This is a genomic window from Pseudomonas sp. SWRI22, from assembly GCF_014268395.2.
Lineage (GTDB): Bacteria > Pseudomonadota > Gammaproteobacteria > Pseudomonadales > Pseudomonadaceae > Aquipseudomonas > Aquipseudomonas paracarnis.
In genome coordinates, this window is the sequence record NZ_JABWQK020000002.1 from 320,696 (window position 1) to 339,770 (window position 19,075).

A 19,075-nucleotide genomic window follows, 5' to 3' on the forward strand; every position below is an offset into this window, starting at 1 on the left:
CACAGACGCCGCGTTTCTTCAGGAAGCACGCGTTATCGTTGACGTTCTTCGCGAGCAAGCTCGCTCCTACAGGCTCATTCAAGCATCTTGCCCAGCAACCAGCTCCCCGCAGGCCCCGGCGGCTGGTGCCGGGACCACAGCGCATCCACCGCCACCGAACGCGGCCAACTGCGCACCTTGAGTTCAACCAACTGGTTGCCGCCAAAGCGCTCCACCAGCCAGCGTGGAATCGGTGCCCAGCCAAACCCCAGCTGTGCCATCTCCATCAGCATCAGGTAACTCGGCGCCGACCATACTCGCTGCGTGCCGCGGTTTTCATTGGGGCTGATGATGCTCGCCAAACGCAACTCCCGGTGTTGTTGCAAGGTGTGCGGGTGAACCTTGTCCAGGGTCGCCAATGGGTGTCCAGGCGAGACAAACAGCGCGATCTCCGTGCGCTCCTCCACCGTGGAGAAGGAAAGGTCCGGCGGGTAGGCTTCTTGTTTCTCGATAAACGCGATCTGCGCCCGGCCACTTTGCACCAGTGCGATCAAGTCTTCGCATTCCGCGATCAGGCATTCCAGCTCAAGGTCCGGGTAGCGTTGCTCGAAGGCCGTGAGGGCGACCTCGAATCGATCGGATTGGTAAGTATCGGACATGGCGAGACTCAACTTCGGCTCCAGGCCTTGCGATAACTGACTGGCTGCCAGCTCCAGGCGGCTACTGGCTTCCAGCACTTGCTCAGCCCTTTGCAGCAACACTTGCCCCGCCGGCGTGAGGGTCGGCTTGCGGCTGCTGCGGTCAAACAGCACCACGTTCAGGTCAATCTCAAGGCTGGCCACTGCCGCGCTCACGGTGGACTGGCTTTTGCCCAGCTTGCGCGCCGCCGCGGAAAACGAGCCTTGGGTGGCAGCCTGGACAAACGCCTGAAGCACTTCATGGGAGGCCATGACTATCGCCTTGATCGATGGTTATTGGTTATGAAGTATCGATACAAAGCCTGATCATGGCAACCATCGTCACTCACGGAGCCGGGTCATGACCCCTACCAAATCCTTTACTGAACGCGTGTTTCAAGCCCTTGGTTTCGAAGGGCTGGCCTTATTGATTTGCACGCCGCTGTTGGTGTGGATCACCGGCCGGCCGGCGCTGGAAATGGGCGCAGTGACCCTGGGCATCAGCCTGTTGGCACTGAGCTGGAACGTGGTGTTTAACAGCCTGTTCGACCGCCTTAAAACCCGCCTGCAACTGGCCAACGGTGGTTGGACCCGTGTGCTGCACGCGCTGTTGTTTGAAGGCGGCCTGATTCTCTTGGCAGTGCCGTTGATTGCCGCCTTGATGAAGATCAGCCTGCTGGAGGCCTTCATCCTCGACATTGGCGTGCTGTTGTTCTTCCTGCCGTACACCTATGTGTACCACTGGGGTTATGACGTGTTGCGCGAGAAATTCGCCGGTAAAACCCCAGTTACCCCGTAGGCGTGCGTCGCTTATAGGAACATCCCCCCCGACGCCTCGATCCGCTGGCCGGTGATCCAATGACTGCCATCGGCCAGCAAGGTCGAAATCGCCCCGCCAATATCGTCCGGCAAGCCAGCGCGGCCCAGGGCGGTGTTATTGGCAACCATCGCATTCACATCGGTGTTATCGCGCACCGCGCCGCCGCCGAAGTCAGTGGCAATCGCGCCCGGTGCCAGGGTGTTCACGGTAATACCCCTTGGGCCCAGCTCTTTAGCCTGGTAGCGCGACAAGACTTCCACCGCGCCTTTCATGGACGCGTAAGCGGCATAACCCGGCAGGCTGAAGCGCGCCAGGCCGCTGGAGACATTGATAATGCGCCCGCCATCGCTGATCAGCGGCAGCAGTTTTTGCGTGAGGAAAAACGGTGCCTTCACATGGATCGCCACCAACTGGTCGAACTGGGCTTCGGTGGTTTCGGCAAAGCTTGCGTAGGTGCCAACCCCGGCGTTGTTGATCAGGAAGTTGAAATGTTCCTGGGCGAACACATCCTTGAGCAGGGTGCCGATCTGCCCAACGAATGCATCGAAGGTTGCGCTCTGGCTGACGTCCAGCTGCAGCATGGCGGCGCGACCGCCCAAGGCCTCTACCTGGGCAACCACGGCTTGGGCTTCAGCCGCTGCGCTGTGGTAAGTGCCGATGATGTCGATGCCTTGCGCAGCCAGGTGCAGGGCGGCGCTTTTGCCCAAGCCACGGCTGGCGCCAGTGATGAGTGCGATTTTACGGGTCATGGTGCAGTCCTCGAATGGGGTGAGTGGGACTGAGTGTATTTGTCCGGCCATAACGTGATAAACAGGCTGATATCGGAATCACTGGCCGGATAAGGCGAACAATCTAATGAACAAGCTTGAGTTGCTGCGCACCTTCGTACGCGTTACTGAGTTGTCGAGCTTTACCCAGGCCGGTCAAAGTCTGGGCTTGCCGCGCTCTACGGTCTCCGAGCATGTGCAGGCGTTGGAGGAGTTGCTCGGCGCACGGCTGTTGCAACGCACCACGCGCAAGGTGCAGGCGACCCAGGATGGTCGTGTGTTGTATGAGCGCAGCAAGGATCTGCTGGCGCATATGGAAGAGCTGGAAGGTTTGTTCCGTCAAGACGAAACCCAATTGGCCGGGCGCATACGGGTGGACATGCCCAACGTCATGGCGCGGGGCTTGATCTTGCCGAACTTGCCCACGTTCATGGCGCGCCATCCTCTGATCGACATGGAGATCAGCGGTTCGGACCGCCAGGTGGACCTGATCGCCGAAGGTTTTGATTGCGTGGTGCGCGTCGGCGCCCAGCCCGATCAAACCGTGGTAGCGCGGCGGGTGTGCAGCATGCCGATGGTCAACTGCGCGAGCGCGGCATACCTGCAACGGTATGGCGTGCCCGAAACCCTGGCAGACCTGGCGCATCACCAGTTGGTGCATTACGTGCGGCCGCTGGGCGCACGCTCGGCCGGGTTCGAATACATGGTGGGCAACAAGGTGCAGCGGCTGCCGATGGCAGGCCGGGTGACGGTCAACAGCACCGACGCCTATCAATCGGCGTGCCTGGGCGGGTTTGGCATCACCCAGGTGCCGCAGCTCGGGATACGCGACTTATTGGCCAGCGGCGAGTTGGTGGCGGTGCTGCCCGACTACCAAGCGCCGCCCTTGGATGTGTCGTTGCTGTACGCCGGCCAGCGGCATCTGCCGTTGCGAGTGCGGGTGTTCATGGACTGGTTGACCGCCACCCTGCAAGCTCATCTTTAACGGCGTGCCGACAACTGCTGGGGCGCCAGAAACGCGTCGTGGAAGTAATCCCGGAACGCTTGCATCGCTGGGGTAAACGCGCGCTCGCGGTGCCAGGCCAGGCCGACGCTCATGGGTGTGACCGGGTCGGTCACGGTCAGGGTTTCGATGCGTTTGCCTTCCAGGGACCAGGGCCGGTGCACCAAGTCTGACAGGATCGCCACGCCGCTGCCGTTGGCTACCATGCTGCGCACCGCCTCCACTGAGCTGGTGCGCAGCCGCACCTTGGGCGTTTGCCCGGCCTGTTCCCAGTAGCGCATGGCACTGTGTTCGGCTTCATCGACGGTGAGCAAAATGTAGGGTTCTTGGGCCACGTCGGCCAGGCTCACGGCACCGCGTTCGCACAATGGGTGATGGCTGGGCAGCCACAAGCGGCGCTCGGAGTTGAACAGAATTTCCGAGACGATATCCGCGTGGGTAAGGTTGGCGGTCAGCACCACGGCCATGTCGAACTGGCCGTCGAGCAGGCCCTGTTCGATGGCCTGGCGCTCCTGTTCGAACACCTCGATGGTTACGTCCGGATGCCAATGCTCCATGCGCTGTAAATGGTGCGGAAGGAAATAACCCAGCACGGTGTAACTGGCCGCCACCCGCAGCACGCCGCTGGCGCGGTAGTCCGGCAACGGGCTGTTGAGGGCGTCCTCCACGCTGCGCACAATCACATAGGCACGGTTGAGAAAATGCCGCCCGGCGTCTGTGAGGTTCATGCCTTGGGCCGAGCGCACGAACAACTGCACGCCGAGCATGGCTTCCAGCTCCTTGATCGCCGTGGTCACCGCCGATTGGGAAATATTCAAGTGAATCGCCGCCTGGGATATCTGGCCGATCTCGGCGGTGGCGACGAAGTAGCGAACCTGGCGCAAGGTTAAAGACATATCGCACTCTGCTTATTGATCGTTCCCATGCTCTGCGTGGGAATACCTCTTGTGACGCTCGGCGTCACGGTCTCAAGTGCGGACGCAAAGCGTCCATGGCTGCATTCCCACGCAGAGCGTGGGAACGATCTGGGGTCGAGGATAAAAAGCTATCTGATTTTCAGAAGATGGGCCATCTGATAATAGATCTTCCCAAGGGGTCAAGCCCCGGCCTACTTTGCGGGCATCATCTTTGGCGGAGCGACCCTGATGCAGGCAGTGGATTTCAATTCAGACATGGGCGAAAGCTTTGGCCCCTGGACCATCGGCGACGGCGTTGACGCAGAGCTGATGGGCTATATCAGCTCGGCCAATATCGCCACCGGCTTTCACGCTGGCGATCCGGGCACCATGCGCCGCACCGTCGAGCGCGCCAAGCAACTGGGTGTGGCCATCGGCGCGCACCCAGGCTTTCGTGACCTGGTGGGTTTCGGTCGCCGGCATATCAACGCACCGGCCCAGGAACTGGTGGACGACATGCTCTACCAGCTCGGTGCCCTGCGTGAAATGGCTCGTGCCCAAGGCGTGACCCTGCAACATATCAAGCCTCACGGCGCGCTTTACATGCACCTGGCCCGTGATGAAGAGGCCGCCCGGCTGTTGGTGCAGAACCTGCAAATCATTGAGCCCACGCTGATGCTGTACTGCATGCCCAACTCAGTGATCTGGCGCATCGCCAAGGAACTGGGGCAGCCGGTGGTGCGCGAGTTCTATGCCGACCGTGAATACGACCTGAGCGGCTCCATCGTGTTTACCCGCAATGTGCGGGCGCTGGCCCCAGCCACAGTGGCCGCCCGGGTCTTGCGTGCGTGTCAGGCCGGCCTGGTACGTACCGTCGAAGGCGAAGACCTGGCGATCGAATTCGATTCCATCTGCCTGCACAGCGACACCCCTGGCGCCCTGGATCTGGTGGAGGCTACCCGTGAAGCCTTGGACCAGGCGGGTATCGACGTCAGAACACCCCGATAAGATCCAACCCTTACTTTTTTGCCTGCCTTTCTACAATGATTCCAAGAGGAACAGACATGGCTGAAACGTCCCCCATCCGCTACAGCTTCGGCGGTGATGAACACCTATTTGCCGAGGTCAGCGACAGCATGTCCCTGGAGGCTTTTTTCAAGGGCATGGCGGTGACCCGCGCCGTGGAGCGCCTGGCACTGGAAGGCGTACTGGATGTGTGCCTGGCCAACGCATCGTTCCAGATTCGCTTCGACCCTGACCGCATCGCCCCTCACGCGCTGCTCGACGCCGTGCAAAGCGCCGAAACCCAGGCCGTGGCCGAACGCACCTTGCGCACGCGCATCATCGAAATCCCGGTGCTCTATAACGACCCCTGGACCCACGAAACCCTGATGCGTTTTCGTGACCGCCACCAAGACCCCAGCGGCACAGACCTGGAATACGCGGCACGCATCAATGGCCTGGCCGACGTGGACGCATTCATCGCCGCCCACAGTGGCGCGCCGTGGTTTGTGTCGATGGTCGGCTTTGTCGCGGGCTTGCCGTTCATGTTCCAGATGGTCGAACGCGAGCGGCAATTGCAGGTGCCCAAATACCTGCGGCCACGCACCGACACACCGAAACTGACCCTGGGCCATGGCGGTTGCTTTGGCTGTATCTACTCAGTGCGAGGGGCGGGCGGTTATCAGATGTTCGGCGTTACCCCGGCACCGATCTACGACCCGGCGCAGCAGTTGGCGTACCTCAAGGAGCACATGGTGTTCTTCCGCCCTGGCGATATCGTGCAGTTCAAGCCGGTGGACCGCGAGGCATATGACCTGGCGGTCGCCGAGGTGGACGCCGGGCGTTTCGACTTGCGCATTCGCCCGGTGGAGTTTTCCCTGGATGCCTTTCTCGCCGACCCCATCGGCTATCCGAAAACCCTGCAGGAGGTGCTGGCATGATCAAGGTCCTCAAACCCGGCCTCGCCACCTCCGTGCAGGACCTGGGCCGCGAAGGTTATTACCATTTAGGCATCCCACCATCGGGGGCGCTGGACCAATACGCGTTGAGTGCGGCCAACCACCTGGTGGGCAATCCCGTGGGCGCGGCGGGCCTGGAATGCACGCTGATCGGGCCGGCGCTGGAGTTCCAGCAGGACGCGCTGGTGGCCCTGAGCGGTGCCTTGATGTCGCCGCGCCTGGACGGTGAAGTGGTGCACCAGGACACCGCCTTTGCCGTACGCGCCGGGCAGGTGCTGCGGTTCGAGTTTCCCAACGCCGGCGCACGCACCTACCTCGCCGTCGCTGGCGGTATCGACGTGCCGTTGGTGCTCGGCAGCCGCTCCACCTACACCCTCGGCGCCCTCGGCGGGTTTAATGGCCGACGCTTGCAGGAGGGCGATCAATTGCCGATCGGTAGCGCCAGCGGTACCGGGCGTGCGGGCAACAGCTTGCCGATGGCGTTGCGGCGTTCGGTCGGCGGCGATGTGACGTTGCGGGTGGTGCCGGGGCTGTATTACGAACGCTTGAGCTTGGAGGCCAAAAGCAGCTTTTTTGCCGAGCCGTGGACGGTCGGCTCCGAGGCCGATCGCATTGGCTATCGCTTCAAGGGCGGCAGCGCGTTGAGCTTCCAGCCGCGGGAACAGCCGTTTGGCGCCGGCTCCGATCCTTCCAACATCGTGGACAGTTGCTACCCGATTGGCTCGATTCAAGTACCGGCGGGGCTGGAGCCGATTGTGCTGCACCGCGATGCGGTGTCGGGCGGTGGCTACGCGATGATTGGCACGGTGATCAGCGCCGACCTGGACTTGATCGGGCAAATGCAGCCCAACCAGCGAGCGGGGTTTGTGGCGGTGAGTCTGGAGGAGGCTTTGGAGGCGCGGCGGTTGTACAAGAAGCGGCTCAGAGCGATGACGGGACTCTTCAATCACTGAACATACGCTTAACCCCTGTGGAGGCTGGCTTGCCTGCGATAGCGGTGGGTCTGCTTGCATTGTCTTGGCTGATACACCGCAATCGCAGGCAAGCCAGTTCCCACCTTTGGGCTTATTTCAATTTGAGAATTTGCGGAATGCCCACCGCCCAGCGATCAGGGTGAAGGTTGCGACCAAGGCCACCAGTATCCAGAAGCCTTCCGGGTCTTGGGACAGGGGCACCCCACCCACATTCATGCCAAAAAAACCGGCAATGATGTTGATCGGCAGCGCCAGCACCGTCACCACCGTGAGGGTAAACAATGTGCGGTTGCTCTGTTCATTGAGGTTGGCGGCAATCTCTTCCTGCAACAGTTTGATGCGTTCGCCCAGGGCGGTCAGGTCGTTGATGATCAGCGCAAACTCCTCGGTGGATTTGCGCAATTCCTTCACGTCTTCCTTTTGCAGCCATTGCGGCGGGCGATTGAGCAGGCGTAGCAGCGAGCCCGGCTCCAAAGCCAGCAGGCGTTGCAGGCGCACCAGCACGCGGCGGGCGGCGCCCAGTTCGGCACGGTTGGTGGACAGGCGCGAAGACAACAGCTGATCCTCGATTTGGTCAACGCTGATGCTGGTCTTGCGCACGATCTGCGTCAGCACTTCGCCCTGGTCGCGCAGCAGGTGCACCAACAGCTCCAAGGGGGAGCGAAAGTGTTCGCCGGCCTTCACCGACGAGCGCAATTTATCCACCGAGTGCAACGGCTGCAGGCGTGCGCTCACCAGCAAGTGGCTGCGCGCGCACACCCACAGCGTGGAAATATCCGACGACACCATGCTGCTGAAGTTGAACACCACATCGTTGACCACGGCCAATAAGGCCGAGTCCACATGCTCGATGCGCGTGGAGCGTGAGCCTTCATGCAAGGCTTCAAAAAACTCTTCTGGCAATGACAGATGCGCCTGCATCCAGCGCTCGCAGGCGGCGTGCGCCAGGTTCAGGTGCAGCCACAGGAATTCGTCCGGGTCTGGCGGTTGCTGTAAGGTGGCGAGGGCGGTGGCGGAATCAATTTGTTGGCCTTTCTCGCCGGGGCGAAAACGAAAACCGTAAAGCAGGCCAAACAGATCGGAATCTTGATGGCCGTGGTCGATGCTGTGGTTCATGGCGACTCGCAGAGAAAGCGCCTGTAGGACGTTTCACAGGTTCCTGAGCGAATCATTGCAAGGTGGTATGACGGTTATGTGACGGTTTGAGGCGCGCATAAAAAAACGCGCCACCCGAAGGTGGCGCGTTTTTTCAAGGTTCAACTCAGGTGTCTTGCTTGTTTTCCAGCACGGCACCGGTTTTGGCGTCGAGCTTCACATCCCATTTCTTGCCGGTGGTGTCGGTCAGGTCCACTTCGTAGACCAGCTTGCCAGCTTCGTGATCCAACTCGGTATCGTTGATGGTAGCGCCGGCATGTTGGGCGACGGCGGCGGCGTTGAGCTTTTCGAACGCCATCACTTCACCGGTCTTGAGCAGGCTGGGAATCTGGTCTGGACGAACATCAGCCTGGGCCAGGCCGGCGGTCAAGGTCAGGGCAGTAGCGGCGAACAGGGCGGTCAAGGTTTTCATGGTGTATGTCCTTCTTAGGTTGAGCTGTTTAAGTGGCGCCAGATTAACCAGCGCAACTTAACTCATCCTTAATGGCTCACTGACACCAACGCTTTTAGTACTTATGGTCGTTGAGCAGGTCCTGCACGCTGGACGACGGCCAGCGCTTGTAGAACTTCAACAGCTCGGCGGCGCGGTTGGTAAAGATACCATCGACGCCGGCCTTCATGACCTTCTCGAAGTCCACCGGCTCATCCACGGTATACACATGCACCAGCAGGCCCTTGTCGTGGGTCAGCTTGTTCATTTCCGGCTTCACCAGGTCGGTGTAGCTCTGGTCGCCGTGGTCGGTCAGCTCAGCCGACGGGCCGGTGCCGATGGCGCCGAGGCTTTTGGCCTCATCGACCCACTTTTCGAATTCGGCGGCGTCTTTAGGCTCTTGCTTGGCGTAGTAGGCGGCTTTGGTGGCTTCGCCAGACTCGGCGAAGGTCACTTTGGATTTGGGCTCGATGCTGCCTTCACCTACCCACAACAGCAGGATTTTCGGGGTGTTGGGCATTTCCTTCTGCAGCTCTTTGAGGCTGGCGGTTTCGAAGGTTTGCAGCACCACGCGGCCCTTGCCTTGGCCGACACCGGTATTGCTCTTGCCTAGCTTGGAACCGGCGGAGCTCAGCCAGCCTTTGTCGAGCAGCTTGTTTTTCAGGTCGGCTTCGATACCGGGGAACTGCTTGGGCTCCTTGGTCTCGATGTACAGGCCGGGTTTGTGCGAGGGGTTGCCTTCGGCGATCTTGATGATGTCGTCCAGGCTCAGGATTTTCAGGCCAACGAAGCCAGGGCGCGCGCGGTCCGGGTAAGCGGCGTTGAACCAGCTGCCGGCGTCGAGGGTTTGCAGTTCTTTCCAGGTGAACTCGTTAGCCGGCGCGTCTTTGCGCTCGGGGAACTTGGTGGCTACGTCGGTGGTGCGCTGCAGGTTGTTGTCGTGCAGGGCGAACAGTACGCCGTCCTTGCTGCGTTGCAAGTCCAGTTCCAGGTAGTCGGCACCCAGGTCGCGTGCAACCTTGTAGGCAGCGGCGGTGGATTCAGGTGCGTCGTAGGATGCGCCACGGTGAGCGATCACGGCAGGATAGGGGATGCCTTCGTTTGTCGCCAATTCGGCCGGGCTGACCGGTTCGGCAGCCTGTGCGTGGCCAAGGCCGAGCATCAACGCCAGCAGCAAGGCGCTTTTGGAAAACGTGACAGGCATATGCGAAGTCCTTTCGTGGAGGTAACTTTGAGAAGGTGTCCTTTTTAACAATTGATTGCGAACGGCGCTATCACCAAACCGACATTAACGTGCGCACCGGCCAATTTTGTCGACTTTTTTGCAGGGCGTTGCAGTATTCTTACGGGTAGCTGCCCCGTCAGAGGGCGGTATTTTCTGCCACGCGTGTAAACCATCTTTCCAGTCCCTGTGGGACTTTTCAGTGAGGTTTACCATGCGCATCACTTCAGAGCTTATCTGCCAGGCCGCCGACCAACTCCAGGGATTTGTCGGCCTCAACCGCAAGACCGGCCAGTACATCGTACGTTTCAGCGAAGACTCATTCGGCATGGACGTGGCCGATGACGGCATCATCCCCACGGCCGAGTTCGTCTGGCTGCCGGCCGCCGACCACACCATGACCCTGTGCCGAGCGCGCCTGCAGTTGTTGCTCGACCAGAATATCGACGAGCGCATCAACATCACCGAGCCGCTGCGGGTGTATATGCGTCGGGTAGAGATCCCGCAGATCAGCGCGTTGCGTAGTTTGGTGAGCTGAGCGTCCGCGATTTTGCTAACGATGACGAGCAAATGTGGGAGCTGGCTTGCCTGCGATAGTATCAATGCGGTTTCACTGCATCACCGAGGTGTCTGCATCGCAGGCAAGCCAGCTCCCACCGGGTTCGGTGATTCAAGTGGAGAAGGTGTAGGCCCGCTCTACCTTGCATACCCGTGTGTGAAACGCCTCATACCAAGTGGCCCGCCCTTGCTCGCGCACCTGCCGATGCTCGGCCTGCTGTTTCCAGGCCAGTATCGCCGCCTCACTGGCCCAGTAGGACACGGTGATCCCCAGTCCATCCTCCCGCGCCGATTCCACCCCCAGGAACCCCGGTTGTTGCCTGGCCAGTTCCAGCATGCGTGTGGCGGCCTCGCCATAACCCAGGTCGGCGCCGGTGCGCAGCGAGCTGAAAATCACCGCGTAATAAGGTGGGGCGGGTGTCTTGGCGATCATACCGATACCTCCTGGCAGGCCTTGAGCAGCGCAATCGCCAGCGGCGAAGTGATGCCCTTGAGTGCGGCGCGTTCGGGCTGGAACAGGGTGGCGACGAAGAACGGGTGGTCGAGCAGTTCCACCGCGCGCAGATCGCCCGCCGAATCGTGGCCGGTGGGAATCAGGTTGGCGTCCAGCAGGGCGTCGGCAAAGGCGGGGTTGATGCCGTAGCGGCAACGGTAACCCTCGTGGATGTCCAGGCGGCCGTAGGCCTGGGCAATGCGCGTGTACGGGGCCAGGCGTACGGTGTCGCTCACCTCCACCAGGGAGCAGTTCAGCGGCGTGATGACAGCGCGTTCAGCATCCGGCATTAATTCGCCGTGCTGGGCATCGGCCCAGCCGAGCACATGGCGGGCATATTCCAGCACGGCATGTTGAAAACCGCCGCAGGTACCGAGGAAAGGGCGACCTTGTTCGCGGGCAAAACGTATCGCCCGTAAGGCGCCGTCGACATCGCGATAGGGGCTGCCGGGCACGCACCAGAAACCGTCGAAGTCGCTCAAGGCAGAAGTGGAGGTGAGGGTGTCGGTGGCCAGCCATTGCACTTGGACGTTCAGGCCCAGAACGTCGGCGGCCTGTTGCAGGGCCATGGGAATGGCCTGGTGGGCGGTCACATCGGGGTTGTAATCACCGATCAGGGCAAGGTGCAGCGCGGGGGTTGGCATCATGTACGTCCATGACTTGTGGTGGGGTGATACCCACTATAGATTGGCGCTCACGCAATCAATATTGGCGTTTGCCCATATGTTCAATGCAGTCACGCACTATCAAATCGACTACGCCGACCTGTCGTTGATCCTGGCCCTGGTGCGCGGCGGTACCCTGGCGCGGGCGGCGGCGCTGCTGCGGGTCGATGTATCCACGGTGTTCCGTGCGGTGCGGCGGCTGGAGGCGGCGCTGGGCCAGACCCTGTTTGAAAAAAGCCGTGCCGGTTATTTGCCCACCAGCCTGGCGAGCAACCTGGCCCAACAGGCCGAGCGTGCCGAGCAGGCGCTGGAGGCGGCGCGTATTGGCGTGGAGCAGGGCGGTGAAGTGATCAGCGGTACCGTGCGCCTGACCTGCACCGACTCGGTGTTGCAAGGTTTGCTGTTGCCGGCCCTCGCGCAGTTCATGCCGGCCTACCCGGCGTTGACCCTGGAACTGAGCACCTCCAATGACTTCGCCAACCTCAGCCGCCGCGATGCGGATATCGCCCTGCGCCTGACCAAGACGCCGCCAGCGCATCTTGTCGGACGTTGCCTGGGGGCGGTGACCTATCAGGTGTGTGCCAGTGCCGACTATGCGCGCCTGCACCCAGACCATGAGTGGGCCGACCTGGCCTGGATCGCGCCGGACGATTTTTTACCCGATCACCCCACCGTCATCTGGCGCCGTGAGCATTTGCCGGGCGTGCGTCTCCGTTATCGGTGCAACAGCATGCAGTCGGTGACCGAATTAGTGCGCGCGGGGTTGGGCGTGGCGGCGCTGCCAGATTTTCTGATGGGCGATGGCCTGCAACCGCTGGGCCCTGCGCTGGCAGGGCACGATACGGCGCTGTGGTTGTTGACGCGGCCTGATTGCCGGGCGTTACGCTCGGTGGTGACGCTATTTGATGAACTGGGGCGGCATGTGCGCTGGCTGCGAAGTTAACCTGCAGACAGCCAGCGCCAATGGCTCAGCGATTGCCCCGCTCATTGGCAAACGCACTTACCGCTTGTACTGCTTCGCCGGTGCCTTCGCGAATCTGCAGGATCACCGTGCCGGCCTGGTTGGCCAGTTCCACACCCTGGGCGGCGCGGTCGCGGGTGGCGTCCATGCTGTCGATGGCTTGGCGGGTTTCGTCCTGGATCATGGCGATCATGCCGGAGATTTCCGCGGTGGAGCCGCTGGTGCGCGCCGCCAGTTGCCGCACTTCATCGGCCACCACGGCAAAGCCACGGCCCTGCTCGCCGGCGCGGGCGGCTTCAATGGCGGCGTTGAGGGCCAGCAGATTGGTCTGGTCGGCAATGCCGCGAATGGTATTGACGATGGCGGTGATCTGTTGCGAGCGTTCGCCGAGTTTGGCGATCAGTTGCGAAGAGGTGTCGATATCCACGGCGATTTCGCGCATGCCGCTGGCGGTTTTCTGAATCACCTCGGCGCCTTTTTCCGCCATCTCCTGGGTGTTCAACGACAGGTGGTAAGCCTGGGCGGCGCTCTGTGCGTCAGCGGCATGCTGTAGCACGCGGGCGGTGACATCCGAGGCGAACTTCACCACTTTGCACAGGCGCCCGCTGGCGTCGTACACCGGGTTGTAGTTGGCTTCCAGCCACACGACCTGGCCGTGTTTGTCCACCCGCTCAAACTGGCCATTGAACAGCTCGCCCTGGTTCAAGCGCTTCCAGAACTCGCTGTAGGCCGCACTGTTGGCCAGCTCGGGCGTGCAAAACAGACGGTGATGCTTGCCCTGGATCTGCGCCAGGCTGTAGCCCATGCGCTGCAGGAAATTGCCGTTGGCGGTGATGATGGTGCCGTCGAGGTTGAACTCGATCATTGCCATGGCGCGGTCGATGGCTTCGAGCTTGGCGTTGGCTTCGCTTTCGGCTTGCAGGCGCGGGGTGACGTCCATGGCGTATTTCACCACTTTGATCACATTCCCCGCCTCATCCCGTACCGGGTTATAGCTGGCTTCCAGCCACACCGAGGCGCCGTTGGCGCCTACGCGTTCAAAGGTGCCCGACTGGAATTGGCCGTTTCGCAGGTGCGTCCACAGCTGGTTGTAGTCCGCGCTGCGGGCGAACGCCGGGGTACAGAACATCCGATGGGGCTGGCCCAGGATCTGTTCGGCCCGGTAGCCCATGGTCTTGATGAAGTTGTCATTGGCGCGCAGCACGGTGCCTTGCAGGTCGAATTCGATCACGGCCATGGAGCGTTCGATGGCGGCAAGCAGGCTGGTCTGTTGAGCTAGGCTGTGTTGCAGGGTACTGATGGTTTTCTTGTGAGCGTTGAATAGCATGGTGGAGGGCTCGGGCATGCAAGCGTATGCGGGGTCCATGTATTTGCGCCTGACCCCGTAGGGCCCCTGGCCTTACGGTTGACTTGCTCATTGCCAGCTTCCTGATGCTGACAGAGGGGGGTAGAACAACGGTGTCAGAGTGATCAACCGACCTGGAAGTTCGCCCGTCAGGCAGGACTATTTTGACCAGGCGACCAATGGCGGCATTATGCTATTGCGGCAGGCCGGCGAATGAAGTTTCAGACGAGGTGTCATCAGACAACTCAGGCCGGATGGGCGGCCACGCAACGGGCGGAATACGCCAAAACGCTCTGCAATAACGCGCCTTAGTATGAGGGCGGAGTGCTGACTTCGTAGCCGGCCAGGAACAGGTCGATGGCTGATTCGATAACACCTGCCTGGGCGGCAGGGTCGAGGGTGGGCTGGCCGAGGGTAATCTGCGGCCAGAATGCAAAGGCCTTGAGCAGGCTTTGGATCTGGTGGGCGGCGAACCCCGGGTCGGTGCAGGTGAGGCGGCCGTCTTCCTGGGCGGCGCGCACCCATTGGGTAAAGCCTTCTTCTCGTGCGCTGAGGCGGTTGACCATGTCTTGAGCGCGTTCCGGCGAATGAATGGTGGCAGCAATGGCTACGCGTGCCAGGTCGAGGAAGTTGGCGTTCGACATCATCTGCATTTTCGCTTCCAGCAACGTGCGCAGTTGGTCGCGCAGCGGACGGTCGCTCGTATAGATCACGTCCAGCTGGGCAACGCTGCTGGCCCATAGTTGGTGGAGGATCTCGGCGAACAGTTCTTCCTTGCTGGGGAAATGGTTGTACACCGTGCGCTTGGAAACGCCAGCAGTTGCGGCGATTTTGTCCATGCTGGTGACCTCGAAGCCGTTCTCGCGAAATTCGGCAATCGCCGCAGCCACGATGGCTTCGCGTTTACGCTCGGTGAGGCGTTTGGGGGCAGTCATGGAAGGCATTCGACTCAACAATGAAATTACACCGGGCAGTTTACTTGCTCCGGATTTTGTTGCAACCTAGAAACTACACTGTGCAGTGTAATACTTGAGCGGACCGCCGGAGTCACATCGTCATGGCCACTATTTCAACCCGTCTCGACCCGGCGCCCTCGGCGCCCAAGCCTGCCGAGCAGGGCCTGGGGCACTTCAGCAACGACACTCCGGTGCAGCACGGTGGCTTGGGCAAGACCCTGCGCATTTTCTGGAACATGCTATTCAACAAGCCGCGCACGACACGGCCGGTGGGGCAGATTCCGGTACAGCCACTGACCCGCGAGCAGTTATTGGCCGCCCCTGATCACAGCGTGTATCGCCTCGGCCATTCAACCGTGCTGCTGAAACTGCGTGGTAAATTCTGGGTCACCGACCCGGTGTTTGCCGAACGCGCCTCTCCGTTCAGTTGGGCCGGCCCCAAGCGTTTTCATCAGCCGCCCATCAGTCTTGATGAGCTGCCAGCGCTGGAAGCGGTGATCCTTTCCCATAATCATTACGACCATCTCGACCGTAAAGCGGTGGTCCAATTGGCCGAAAAGACCCGCTACTTCCTGGCGCCCCTGGGCGTGGGTGACACGCTGGTTAAATGGGGCGTAGACGCCAGCAAAGTGCGCCAGTTGGAGTGGTGGCAGGGCATCGAAGTCGATGGCGTTCGTTTTGTCTGCACGCCGGCTCAGCACTTTTCAGGGCGCGGCCTGTTTGATGGCAACCAGACCCTGTGGTGCTCATGGGTAATGATCGACGCTACGCGACGTATATTTTTCAGTGGCGACACTGGCTATTTCGACGGTTTCAAACGCATCGGCGAGCAGTACGGGCCGTTTGACCTGACCCTGATGGAAACCGGCGCTTACAATGTCGATTGGCCCCATGTGCACATGCAGCCGGAGCAAACGCTGCAGGCGCATATCGACCTGAAAGGGCGCTGGCTTCTGCCGATTCACAACGGCACCTTCGATCTGGCCTTCCACGCCTGGCACGAACCGTTCGACCGCATCATGGCCCTGGCCTGGGAGCGCAATATCTCGATCACTACCCCGGCAATGGGCCAGGCGTTCCGCCTGAACCAGCCCGAGCGCGGGCAGGCCTGGTGGCTGGAAGTGGAGCCTCAACCGGTCAACGAACACGCAGCAAGCTGAGCCGATGGCCCGCTTGGAAAAGAGTTTTTCAGCGAATTTCTGCTCTGCGACAAAGGCCAAATGAGAGTGCGATGATCCCGCGGAAATTTTATTTCCGGGAGGATGTTTCGATGGACAGCCACTGTAAGAAGCTTTGGAAAATAGGGGTGCCTTGTGCCCCAGCCCAACCGCTACCTCCGCCAATGAACGCCGCCGACGTACCCGCTTCACCCCCCCATGCTGCACCCACCTCTATTGTCTTTGGCACCGAACAGGCTGCGGGCGCCATGCTCGTCCCTGGGTATAACGCCCTGGCGCCCCATCTACGGCCGGTGCGTGACCCCGCGCTATCACTTGTCGCCCTCAGCGGCGAGGACCCTACCGAACCGGTGATGGTAGAGGTACCGCTCGTGTTGAATAACACCACGTTCACCGCCACGCGGGCGTTGACGGGCTATCGGGTCGGGTATGTCGAGCGCTATGTGCAGGGCAATCACGTTGAACGGGTCGAACACAGTGAGGCCTTGCACCGAGTCTTCGACACCCTGCGCAGGGCCGGTGTCCAATGGGTAGCGGTGGACATGCAGCGCAGCGGCGACAGTCAGCAGGCCTGTCGTGAAATCGATGAGCTGGTGGCAGGCCTTCGCCTGGATGCCTTGGTGTCGGAGGACCCCGAAGCCGCCTTTCATAACGCCTCAAGAAGCGGATACCCCACGGTGTGTGAAACCCTGGAGGATGGCACCAGAGTCTGGTTTTACGGTGCACGCTGGGCAGGTGATCGTTTGGCAGCACTGGTACGCGCTTACCGCCAGCTACGGCCATAGACGTTATTGAAGACTACGTCGGGCTGGGAAGAGTAGGACGCAGCAGCAGGATTCGCCCGAAATAGTGATGGGGTGTCGGCTCTTAGACTGGTGCGGTGTTATCGACCGATAACGCTCACATCCAGTTAGACAGAGGGGAATTTCATGATCGGACCAGTTTCGGTAAGTGGATGGGCGACAGGCCTGCTTCAGGAACTTGCAAACCCTGTGCAAGGTTTCAAGAGTGCCTGCCAGATGTCATTGGAGATGGGCCAAGGTGGCGGCGTTACCTCAGAGTCACTGTTGAGGGACTCGCTCAAGCAGATTGCCAATATTGATCGTGGGCTACAGGGCGGCAATGCGTTTTTGGAAACCAACCCGGATGCCATGAGGGAGGCGAAGGCCCGCGACCAGGAACGTGCCAATGGCCGCGTACTCAAGCACTTGCATGGGGTGCCGATAGCGCTGAAGGATGTCTTTGAAACCAACGACCGCATGCAGACCAGTGCAGGTTCGAAGGCTTTGGTGGGCACGCCGGCCACTAAAACCGCCAAGGTTGTCGACAATTTGTTGAAGAACGGAGTGGTGATTGTGGGGAAAACCAACATGAGTGAGCTGTCCAACTTTCGGTCACTATTACCTGTGGATGGCTGGAGCTCCCGAGGTGGCCAGACGCTGAACCCTCATCGACTCGGAGGGCCGGTGGCTGGGTCGAGTTCAGGTTCGGCAGTGGCGGTCGCCCAAGGGCATGTGCCTGTGGCACTGGGGTTGGAAACCAACGGATCGATCATCAGCCCCGCCGCCTACAACGGTGTGTTTGGCCTGAAAACAACGACGGGCCTGGTCAGTACCGAAGGCGTCATGACCAGCACTCGCATGGATGCGGTGGGGACTTTTACCCGCAATATCTGTGATGCGGCAGAAGCGCTTAACGCAATGACCGAGACCACTGCCTACACCAAGGGCCTGCGCTCCGACGCCTTGAAGGACAAGCGAATTGGCTATACCCCTTTACCTGAGTTGTCCGCTGAGGAGGCCAAGGACCCGGCCAAGCGAGCAGACCGCAAGCATTATGAGGCGGCGCTCGACGTGATGAAGGCCCAAGGGGCGATTCTGGTGCCGATGGCGCGGTTGGATGCTGGCGTCCCCGAACAAACCTATGACGATTATAACAACGCGCTGTTCTCGGACGTCAGGCAAGCGTTGGAAGACTACCTGGCTGGGCGAGAAGGTTTGCCGGTCAAATCACTCTCTGAGCTGATTGCTTTTATCAACCGCACCCAGAAACCTGGTGAGCCTGACCAGAAACTGCTGGAAATGATCAATGGGGTGCAAACCAACCAGAAAGATCGCGATGCGCTGTGGAAAGCCATTCTTCCTATATTTCAGAACACCATTGATGACCCCATGAAGGAGCACAAGCTCGACGCCATGGTGTCGAACTTCCAGTCCCACAATTATTTTTTCAGCGCTGCGGCCGGGTACCCAGGCATATCCGTTCCGTCAGGCATGGATGAAGACGGCATGCCCACGGCACTTTACGTGTATGGCTCCGCCAACAGTGAAGCTACCTTGCTGTCAGTCGCCTATGGTTATGAACAAGCCTCACAGGCCATTCAAAAACCGGCTTTTCTCCCAGGTGCTCCCTTCACACCGACACCTGCCAGTACAGAGGACGCGGTTGAGACTACTGACACTTGAGTTTGAATCAGCCTCTGCAGACGGCTGCCTCGCAGAGGTTGTGCCAGGGTTCAATCGACCGCCACAGGTGCATTTGAAACTATTGAAGCGCCCGGAGAAACACCTGGGCTCTACGCACCATTGGGTTGAGGCGTTTGTGAGTCAATGGTTGCGGTGGTTGAACCCATCAACCGGGAGATGAGGCCTTGCGCAGAAGGTTGCGCTGCGGCGGTGTCAAGCCGCCGCGCACTCATCCCCCACCCCGGTGCGAACCCCGGGAAAAATACCAGCCCTTCGGCCTCCAGGCGAAACGCCAGGATCAAACGAGTTTCATCGTCCACGTCGCCGTGGCCTTCCAGTTTCTCAATTGCTTGCACCGCCACGCCAGCCTGGCGAGCCAGCTCTTCGCGGCTCCAGCCCAGCATCACGCGCGCCTGCGCGCAGTGTTTGGCGGTGAATTGATGCAAGACGATCTGTTGTTCTACGAAAGAACTCATTGCCAGAGAGGACATGGGGTTTCTCCAGGTTCGACAGGGGAGGCGCAACTATACTGTGTTTTTGTACAGTTGTTTCTACCGCTCATCCATTGGC

21 protein-coding genes are annotated in these 19,075 nt (G+C 60.5%); 10 read left to right on the forward strand and 11 right to left on the reverse strand.

Going from position 1 to position 19,075, the window contains the following annotated elements:
* Nucleotides 1-74: 74 nt before the first annotated feature.
* On the reverse strand, nucleotides 75-929 hold the full coding sequence (locus HU730_RS18780) for a LysR family transcriptional regulator (protein WP_034128498.1): 855 nt from the start codon (nucleotides 927-929) through the stop codon (nucleotides 75-77).
* A gap of 88 nt (nucleotides 930-1,017) precedes the next feature.
* Here HU730_RS18780 and HU730_RS18785 point away from each other — a divergent pair, with 88 nt between their 5' ends.
* On the forward strand, nucleotides 1,018-1,455 hold the full coding sequence (locus tag HU730_RS18785; RefSeq protein WP_054896721.1) for a multidrug/biocide efflux PACE transporter: 438 nt from the start codon (nucleotides 1,018-1,020) through the stop codon (nucleotides 1,453-1,455).
* 11 nt (nucleotides 1,456-1,466) lie between these two features.
* Here HU730_RS18785 and HU730_RS18790 read toward each other — a convergent pair whose 3' ends face one another.
* Nucleotides 1,467-2,225, reverse strand: a complete 759-nt coding sequence (locus HU730_RS18790) for an SDR family oxidoreductase (protein WP_054896722.1) — start codon at nucleotides 2,223-2,225, stop codon at nucleotides 1,467-1,469.
* Between the two features lie 106 nt (nucleotides 2,226-2,331).
* Between HU730_RS18790 and HU730_RS18795 the strand changes: the two genes are divergently transcribed.
* Nucleotides 2,332-3,228 (forward strand): LysR family transcriptional regulator, encoded by an 897-nt coding sequence (locus HU730_RS18795; protein WP_096144838.1) that lies wholly within the window; start codon nucleotides 2,332-2,334, stop codon nucleotides 3,226-3,228.
* Here HU730_RS18795 and HU730_RS18800 read toward each other — a convergent pair.
* Nucleotides 3,225-4,142, reverse strand: coding sequence for a LysR family transcriptional regulator (locus tag HU730_RS18800; protein WP_014719628.1), 918 nt, complete (start codon nucleotides 4,140-4,142; stop codon nucleotides 3,225-3,227). The two genes, HU730_RS18795 and HU730_RS18800, sit on opposite strands and share 4 nt — an antisense overlap.
* Nucleotides 4,143-4,391: 249 nt before the next feature.
* Between HU730_RS18800 and HU730_RS18805 the strand changes: the two genes are divergently transcribed.
* Genes HU730_RS18805 through HU730_RS18815 form a run of 3 tightly spaced genes read left to right on the forward strand, consistent with a single transcriptional unit; the run spans nucleotide 4,392 to nucleotide 7,056 of the window.
* Entirely contained in the window at nucleotides 4,392-5,150 is a 759-nt protein-coding gene (locus tag HU730_RS18805; RefSeq protein WP_054896725.1) for a 5-oxoprolinase subunit PxpA, read from the forward strand.
* Between the two features lie 56 nt (nucleotides 5,151-5,206).
* Nucleotides 5,207-6,085 (forward strand): allophanate hydrolase subunit 1, encoded by an 879-nt coding sequence (locus HU730_RS18810; RefSeq protein ID WP_186527830.1) that lies wholly within the window; start codon nucleotides 5,207-5,209, stop codon nucleotides 6,083-6,085.
* Nucleotides 6,082-7,056 (forward strand): biotin-dependent carboxyltransferase family protein, encoded by a 975-nt coding sequence (locus HU730_RS18815; protein WP_127880944.1) that lies wholly within the window; start codon nucleotides 6,082-6,084, stop codon nucleotides 7,054-7,056. Before HU730_RS18810 ends, HU730_RS18815 begins: the two co-directional genes overlap by 4 nt.
* Nucleotides 7,057-7,173: 117 nt before the next feature.
* On the opposite strand, the gene HU730_RS18820 is transcribed toward HU730_RS18815, so the two are convergent.
* The 3 genes from HU730_RS18820 to HU730_RS18830 all read right to left on the reverse strand — a co-directional run bounded on the left by HU730_RS18820 (nucleotide 7,174) and on the right by HU730_RS18830 (nucleotide 9,866).
* Nucleotides 7,174-8,193 (reverse strand): transporter, encoded by a 1,020-nt coding sequence (locus tag HU730_RS18820; protein WP_186527831.1) that lies wholly within the window; start codon nucleotides 8,191-8,193, stop codon nucleotides 7,174-7,176.
* A 145-nt stretch (nucleotides 8,194-8,338) separates the two neighbouring features.
* Nucleotides 8,339-8,644 (reverse strand): PepSY domain-containing protein, encoded by a 306-nt coding sequence (locus tag HU730_RS18825; RefSeq protein ID WP_034128489.1) that lies wholly within the window; start codon nucleotides 8,642-8,644, stop codon nucleotides 8,339-8,341.
* A gap of 94 nt (nucleotides 8,645-8,738) precedes the next feature.
* Complete coding sequence (locus HU730_RS18830) at nucleotides 8,739-9,866, reverse strand: glycerophosphodiester phosphodiesterase family protein (RefSeq protein ID WP_186527832.1); 1,128 nt, start codon at nucleotides 9,864-9,866, stop codon at nucleotides 8,739-8,741.
* Nucleotides 9,867-10,098: 232 nt separating this feature from the next.
* Between HU730_RS18830 and HU730_RS18835 the strand changes: the two genes are divergently transcribed.
* A complete protein-coding gene (locus HU730_RS18835; protein ID WP_014719621.1) occupies nucleotides 10,099-10,422 on the forward strand; it encodes a DUF2025 family protein in 324 nt (107 codons plus the stop codon).
* 132 nt (nucleotides 10,423-10,554) lie between these two features.
* Here HU730_RS18835 and HU730_RS18840 read toward each other — a convergent pair whose 3' ends face one another.
* Both HU730_RS18840 and HU730_RS18845 read right to left on the reverse strand, forming a co-directional pair.
* Nucleotides 10,555-10,875 (reverse strand): antibiotic biosynthesis monooxygenase, encoded by a 321-nt coding sequence (locus HU730_RS18840; RefSeq protein WP_054918277.1) that lies wholly within the window; start codon nucleotides 10,873-10,875, stop codon nucleotides 10,555-10,557.
* Nucleotides 10,872-11,579, reverse strand: coding sequence for a CTP synthase (locus HU730_RS18845; RefSeq protein WP_186527838.1), 708 nt, complete (start codon nucleotides 11,577-11,579; stop codon nucleotides 10,872-10,874). Before HU730_RS18845 ends, HU730_RS18840 begins: the two co-directional genes overlap by 4 nt.
* A gap of 79 nt (nucleotides 11,580-11,658) precedes the next feature.
* Here HU730_RS18845 and HU730_RS18850 point away from each other — a divergent pair, with 79 nt between their 5' ends.
* Nucleotides 11,659-12,543 carry a LysR family transcriptional regulator gene (locus HU730_RS18850; protein ID WP_057975145.1) on the forward strand — a complete coding sequence of 295 codons (885 nt, stop codon included), beginning with the start codon at nucleotides 11,659-11,661 and terminating at the stop codon, nucleotides 12,541-12,543.
* A gap of 25 nt (nucleotides 12,544-12,568) precedes the next feature.
* Here the strand turns inward: HU730_RS18850 and HU730_RS18855 are convergent, their stop codons facing one another.
* Complete coding sequence (locus HU730_RS18855) at nucleotides 12,569-13,888, reverse strand: PAS domain-containing methyl-accepting chemotaxis protein (RefSeq protein WP_054896751.1); 1,320 nt, start codon at nucleotides 13,886-13,888, stop codon at nucleotides 12,569-12,571.
* Nucleotides 13,889-14,214: 326 nt separating this feature from the next.
* Nucleotides 14,215-14,841: a TetR/AcrR family transcriptional regulator gene (locus HU730_RS18860; RefSeq protein ID WP_186527833.1), complete on the reverse strand. Its 627-nt coding sequence runs from the start codon at nucleotides 14,839-14,841 to the stop codon at nucleotides 14,215-14,217.
* A gap of 122 nt (nucleotides 14,842-14,963) precedes the next feature.
* On the opposite strand from HU730_RS18860, the gene HU730_RS18865 reads away from it, so the two are divergent.
* The 3 genes from HU730_RS18865 (at nucleotide 14,964) to HU730_RS18875 (ending at nucleotide 18,505) form a co-directional block, all read left to right on the forward strand.
* Nucleotides 14,964-16,022 (forward strand): MBL fold metallo-hydrolase, encoded by a 1,059-nt coding sequence (locus HU730_RS18865; RefSeq protein ID WP_054896731.1) that lies wholly within the window; start codon nucleotides 14,964-14,966, stop codon nucleotides 16,020-16,022.
* 266 nt (nucleotides 16,023-16,288) lie between these two features.
* A complete protein-coding gene (locus HU730_RS18870) occupies nucleotides 16,289-16,825 on the forward strand; it encodes a hypothetical protein (protein WP_254914125.1) in 537 nt (178 codons plus the stop codon).
* 144 nt (nucleotides 16,826-16,969) lie between these two features.
* The gene (locus HU730_RS18875; RefSeq protein ID WP_254914126.1) at nucleotides 16,970-18,505 is read left to right on the forward strand and encodes an amidase family protein; all 1,536 of its coding nucleotides are present in this window, start codon (nucleotides 16,970-16,972) and stop codon (nucleotides 18,503-18,505) included.
* 110 nt (nucleotides 18,506-18,615) lie between these two features.
* On the opposite strand, the gene HU730_RS18880 is transcribed toward HU730_RS18875, so the two are convergent.
* Nucleotides 18,616-18,996 carry a helix-turn-helix transcriptional regulator gene (locus HU730_RS18880; protein WP_186527834.1) on the reverse strand — a complete coding sequence of 127 codons (381 nt, stop codon included), beginning with the start codon at nucleotides 18,994-18,996 and terminating at the stop codon, nucleotides 18,616-18,618.
* Between the last annotated feature and the right edge of the window lie 79 nt (nucleotides 18,997-19,075).

Bases quoted from the DNA above. Each gene is read 5' to 3' on its own strand.
- HU730_RS18870 (WP_254914125.1), top strand. From the start codon at position 16,289: ATGCTCGTCCCTGGGTATAACGCCCTGGCGCCCCATCTACGGCCGGTG.
- HU730_RS18800 (WP_014719628.1), bottom strand. From the start codon at position 4,142: ATGTCTTTAACCTTGCGCCAGGTTCGCTACTTCGTCGCCACCGCCGAG.
- HU730_RS18795 (WP_096144838.1), top strand. From the start codon at position 2,332: ATGAACAAGCTTGAGTTGCTGCGCACCTTCGTACGCGTTACTGAGTTG.
- HU730_RS18810 (WP_186527830.1), top strand. From the start codon at position 5,207: ATGGCTGAAACGTCCCCCATCCGCTACAGCTTCGGCGGTGATGAACAC.
- HU730_RS18825 (WP_034128489.1), bottom strand. From the start codon at position 8,644: ATGAAAACCTTGACCGCCCTGTTCGCCGCTACTGCCCTGACCTTGACC.
- HU730_RS18880 (WP_186527834.1), bottom strand. From the start codon at position 18,996: ATGTCCTCTCTGGCAATGAGTTCTTTCGTAGAACAACAGATCGTCTTG.
- HU730_RS18830 (WP_186527832.1), bottom strand. From the start codon at position 9,866: ATGCCTGTCACGTTTTCCAAAAGCGCCTTGCTGCTGGCGTTGATGCTC.
- HU730_RS18840 (WP_054918277.1), bottom strand. From the start codon at position 10,875: ATGATCGCCAAGACACCCGCCCCACCTTATTACGCGGTGATTTTCAGC.
- HU730_RS18835 (WP_014719621.1), top strand. From the start codon at position 10,099: ATGCGCATCACTTCAGAGCTTATCTGCCAGGCCGCCGACCAACTCCAG.
- HU730_RS18850 (WP_057975145.1), top strand. From the start codon at position 11,659: ATGTTCAATGCAGTCACGCACTATCAAATCGACTACGCCGACCTGTCG.
- HU730_RS18875 (WP_254914126.1), top strand. From the start codon at position 16,970: ATGATCGGACCAGTTTCGGTAAGTGGATGGGCGACAGGCCTGCTTCAG.
- HU730_RS18845 (WP_186527838.1), bottom strand. From the start codon at position 11,579: ATGCCAACCCCCGCGCTGCACCTTGCCCTGATCGGTGATTACAACCCC.
- HU730_RS18805 (WP_054896725.1), top strand. From the start codon at position 4,392: ATGCAGGCAGTGGATTTCAATTCAGACATGGGCGAAAGCTTTGGCCCC.
- HU730_RS18815 (WP_127880944.1), top strand. From the start codon at position 6,082: ATGATCAAGGTCCTCAAACCCGGCCTCGCCACCTCCGTGCAGGACCTG.
- HU730_RS18855 (WP_054896751.1), bottom strand. From the start codon at position 13,888: ATGCTATTCAACGCTCACAAGAAAACCATCAGTACCCTGCAACACAGC.
- HU730_RS18865 (WP_054896731.1), top strand. From the start codon at position 14,964: ATGGCCACTATTTCAACCCGTCTCGACCCGGCGCCCTCGGCGCCCAAG.
- HU730_RS18780 (WP_034128498.1), bottom strand. From the start codon at position 929: ATGGCCTCCCATGAAGTGCTTCAGGCGTTTGTCCAGGCTGCCACCCAA.
- HU730_RS18785 (WP_054896721.1), top strand. From the start codon at position 1,018: ATGACCCCTACCAAATCCTTTACTGAACGCGTGTTTCAAGCCCTTGGT.
- HU730_RS18860 (WP_186527833.1), bottom strand. From the start codon at position 14,841: ATGACTGCCCCCAAACGCCTCACCGAGCGTAAACGCGAAGCCATCGTG.
- HU730_RS18820 (WP_186527831.1), bottom strand. From the start codon at position 8,193: ATGAACCACAGCATCGACCACGGCCATCAAGATTCCGATCTGTTTGGC.
- HU730_RS18790 (WP_054896722.1), bottom strand. From the start codon at position 2,225: ATGACCCGTAAAATCGCACTCATCACTGGCGCCAGCCGTGGCTTGGGC.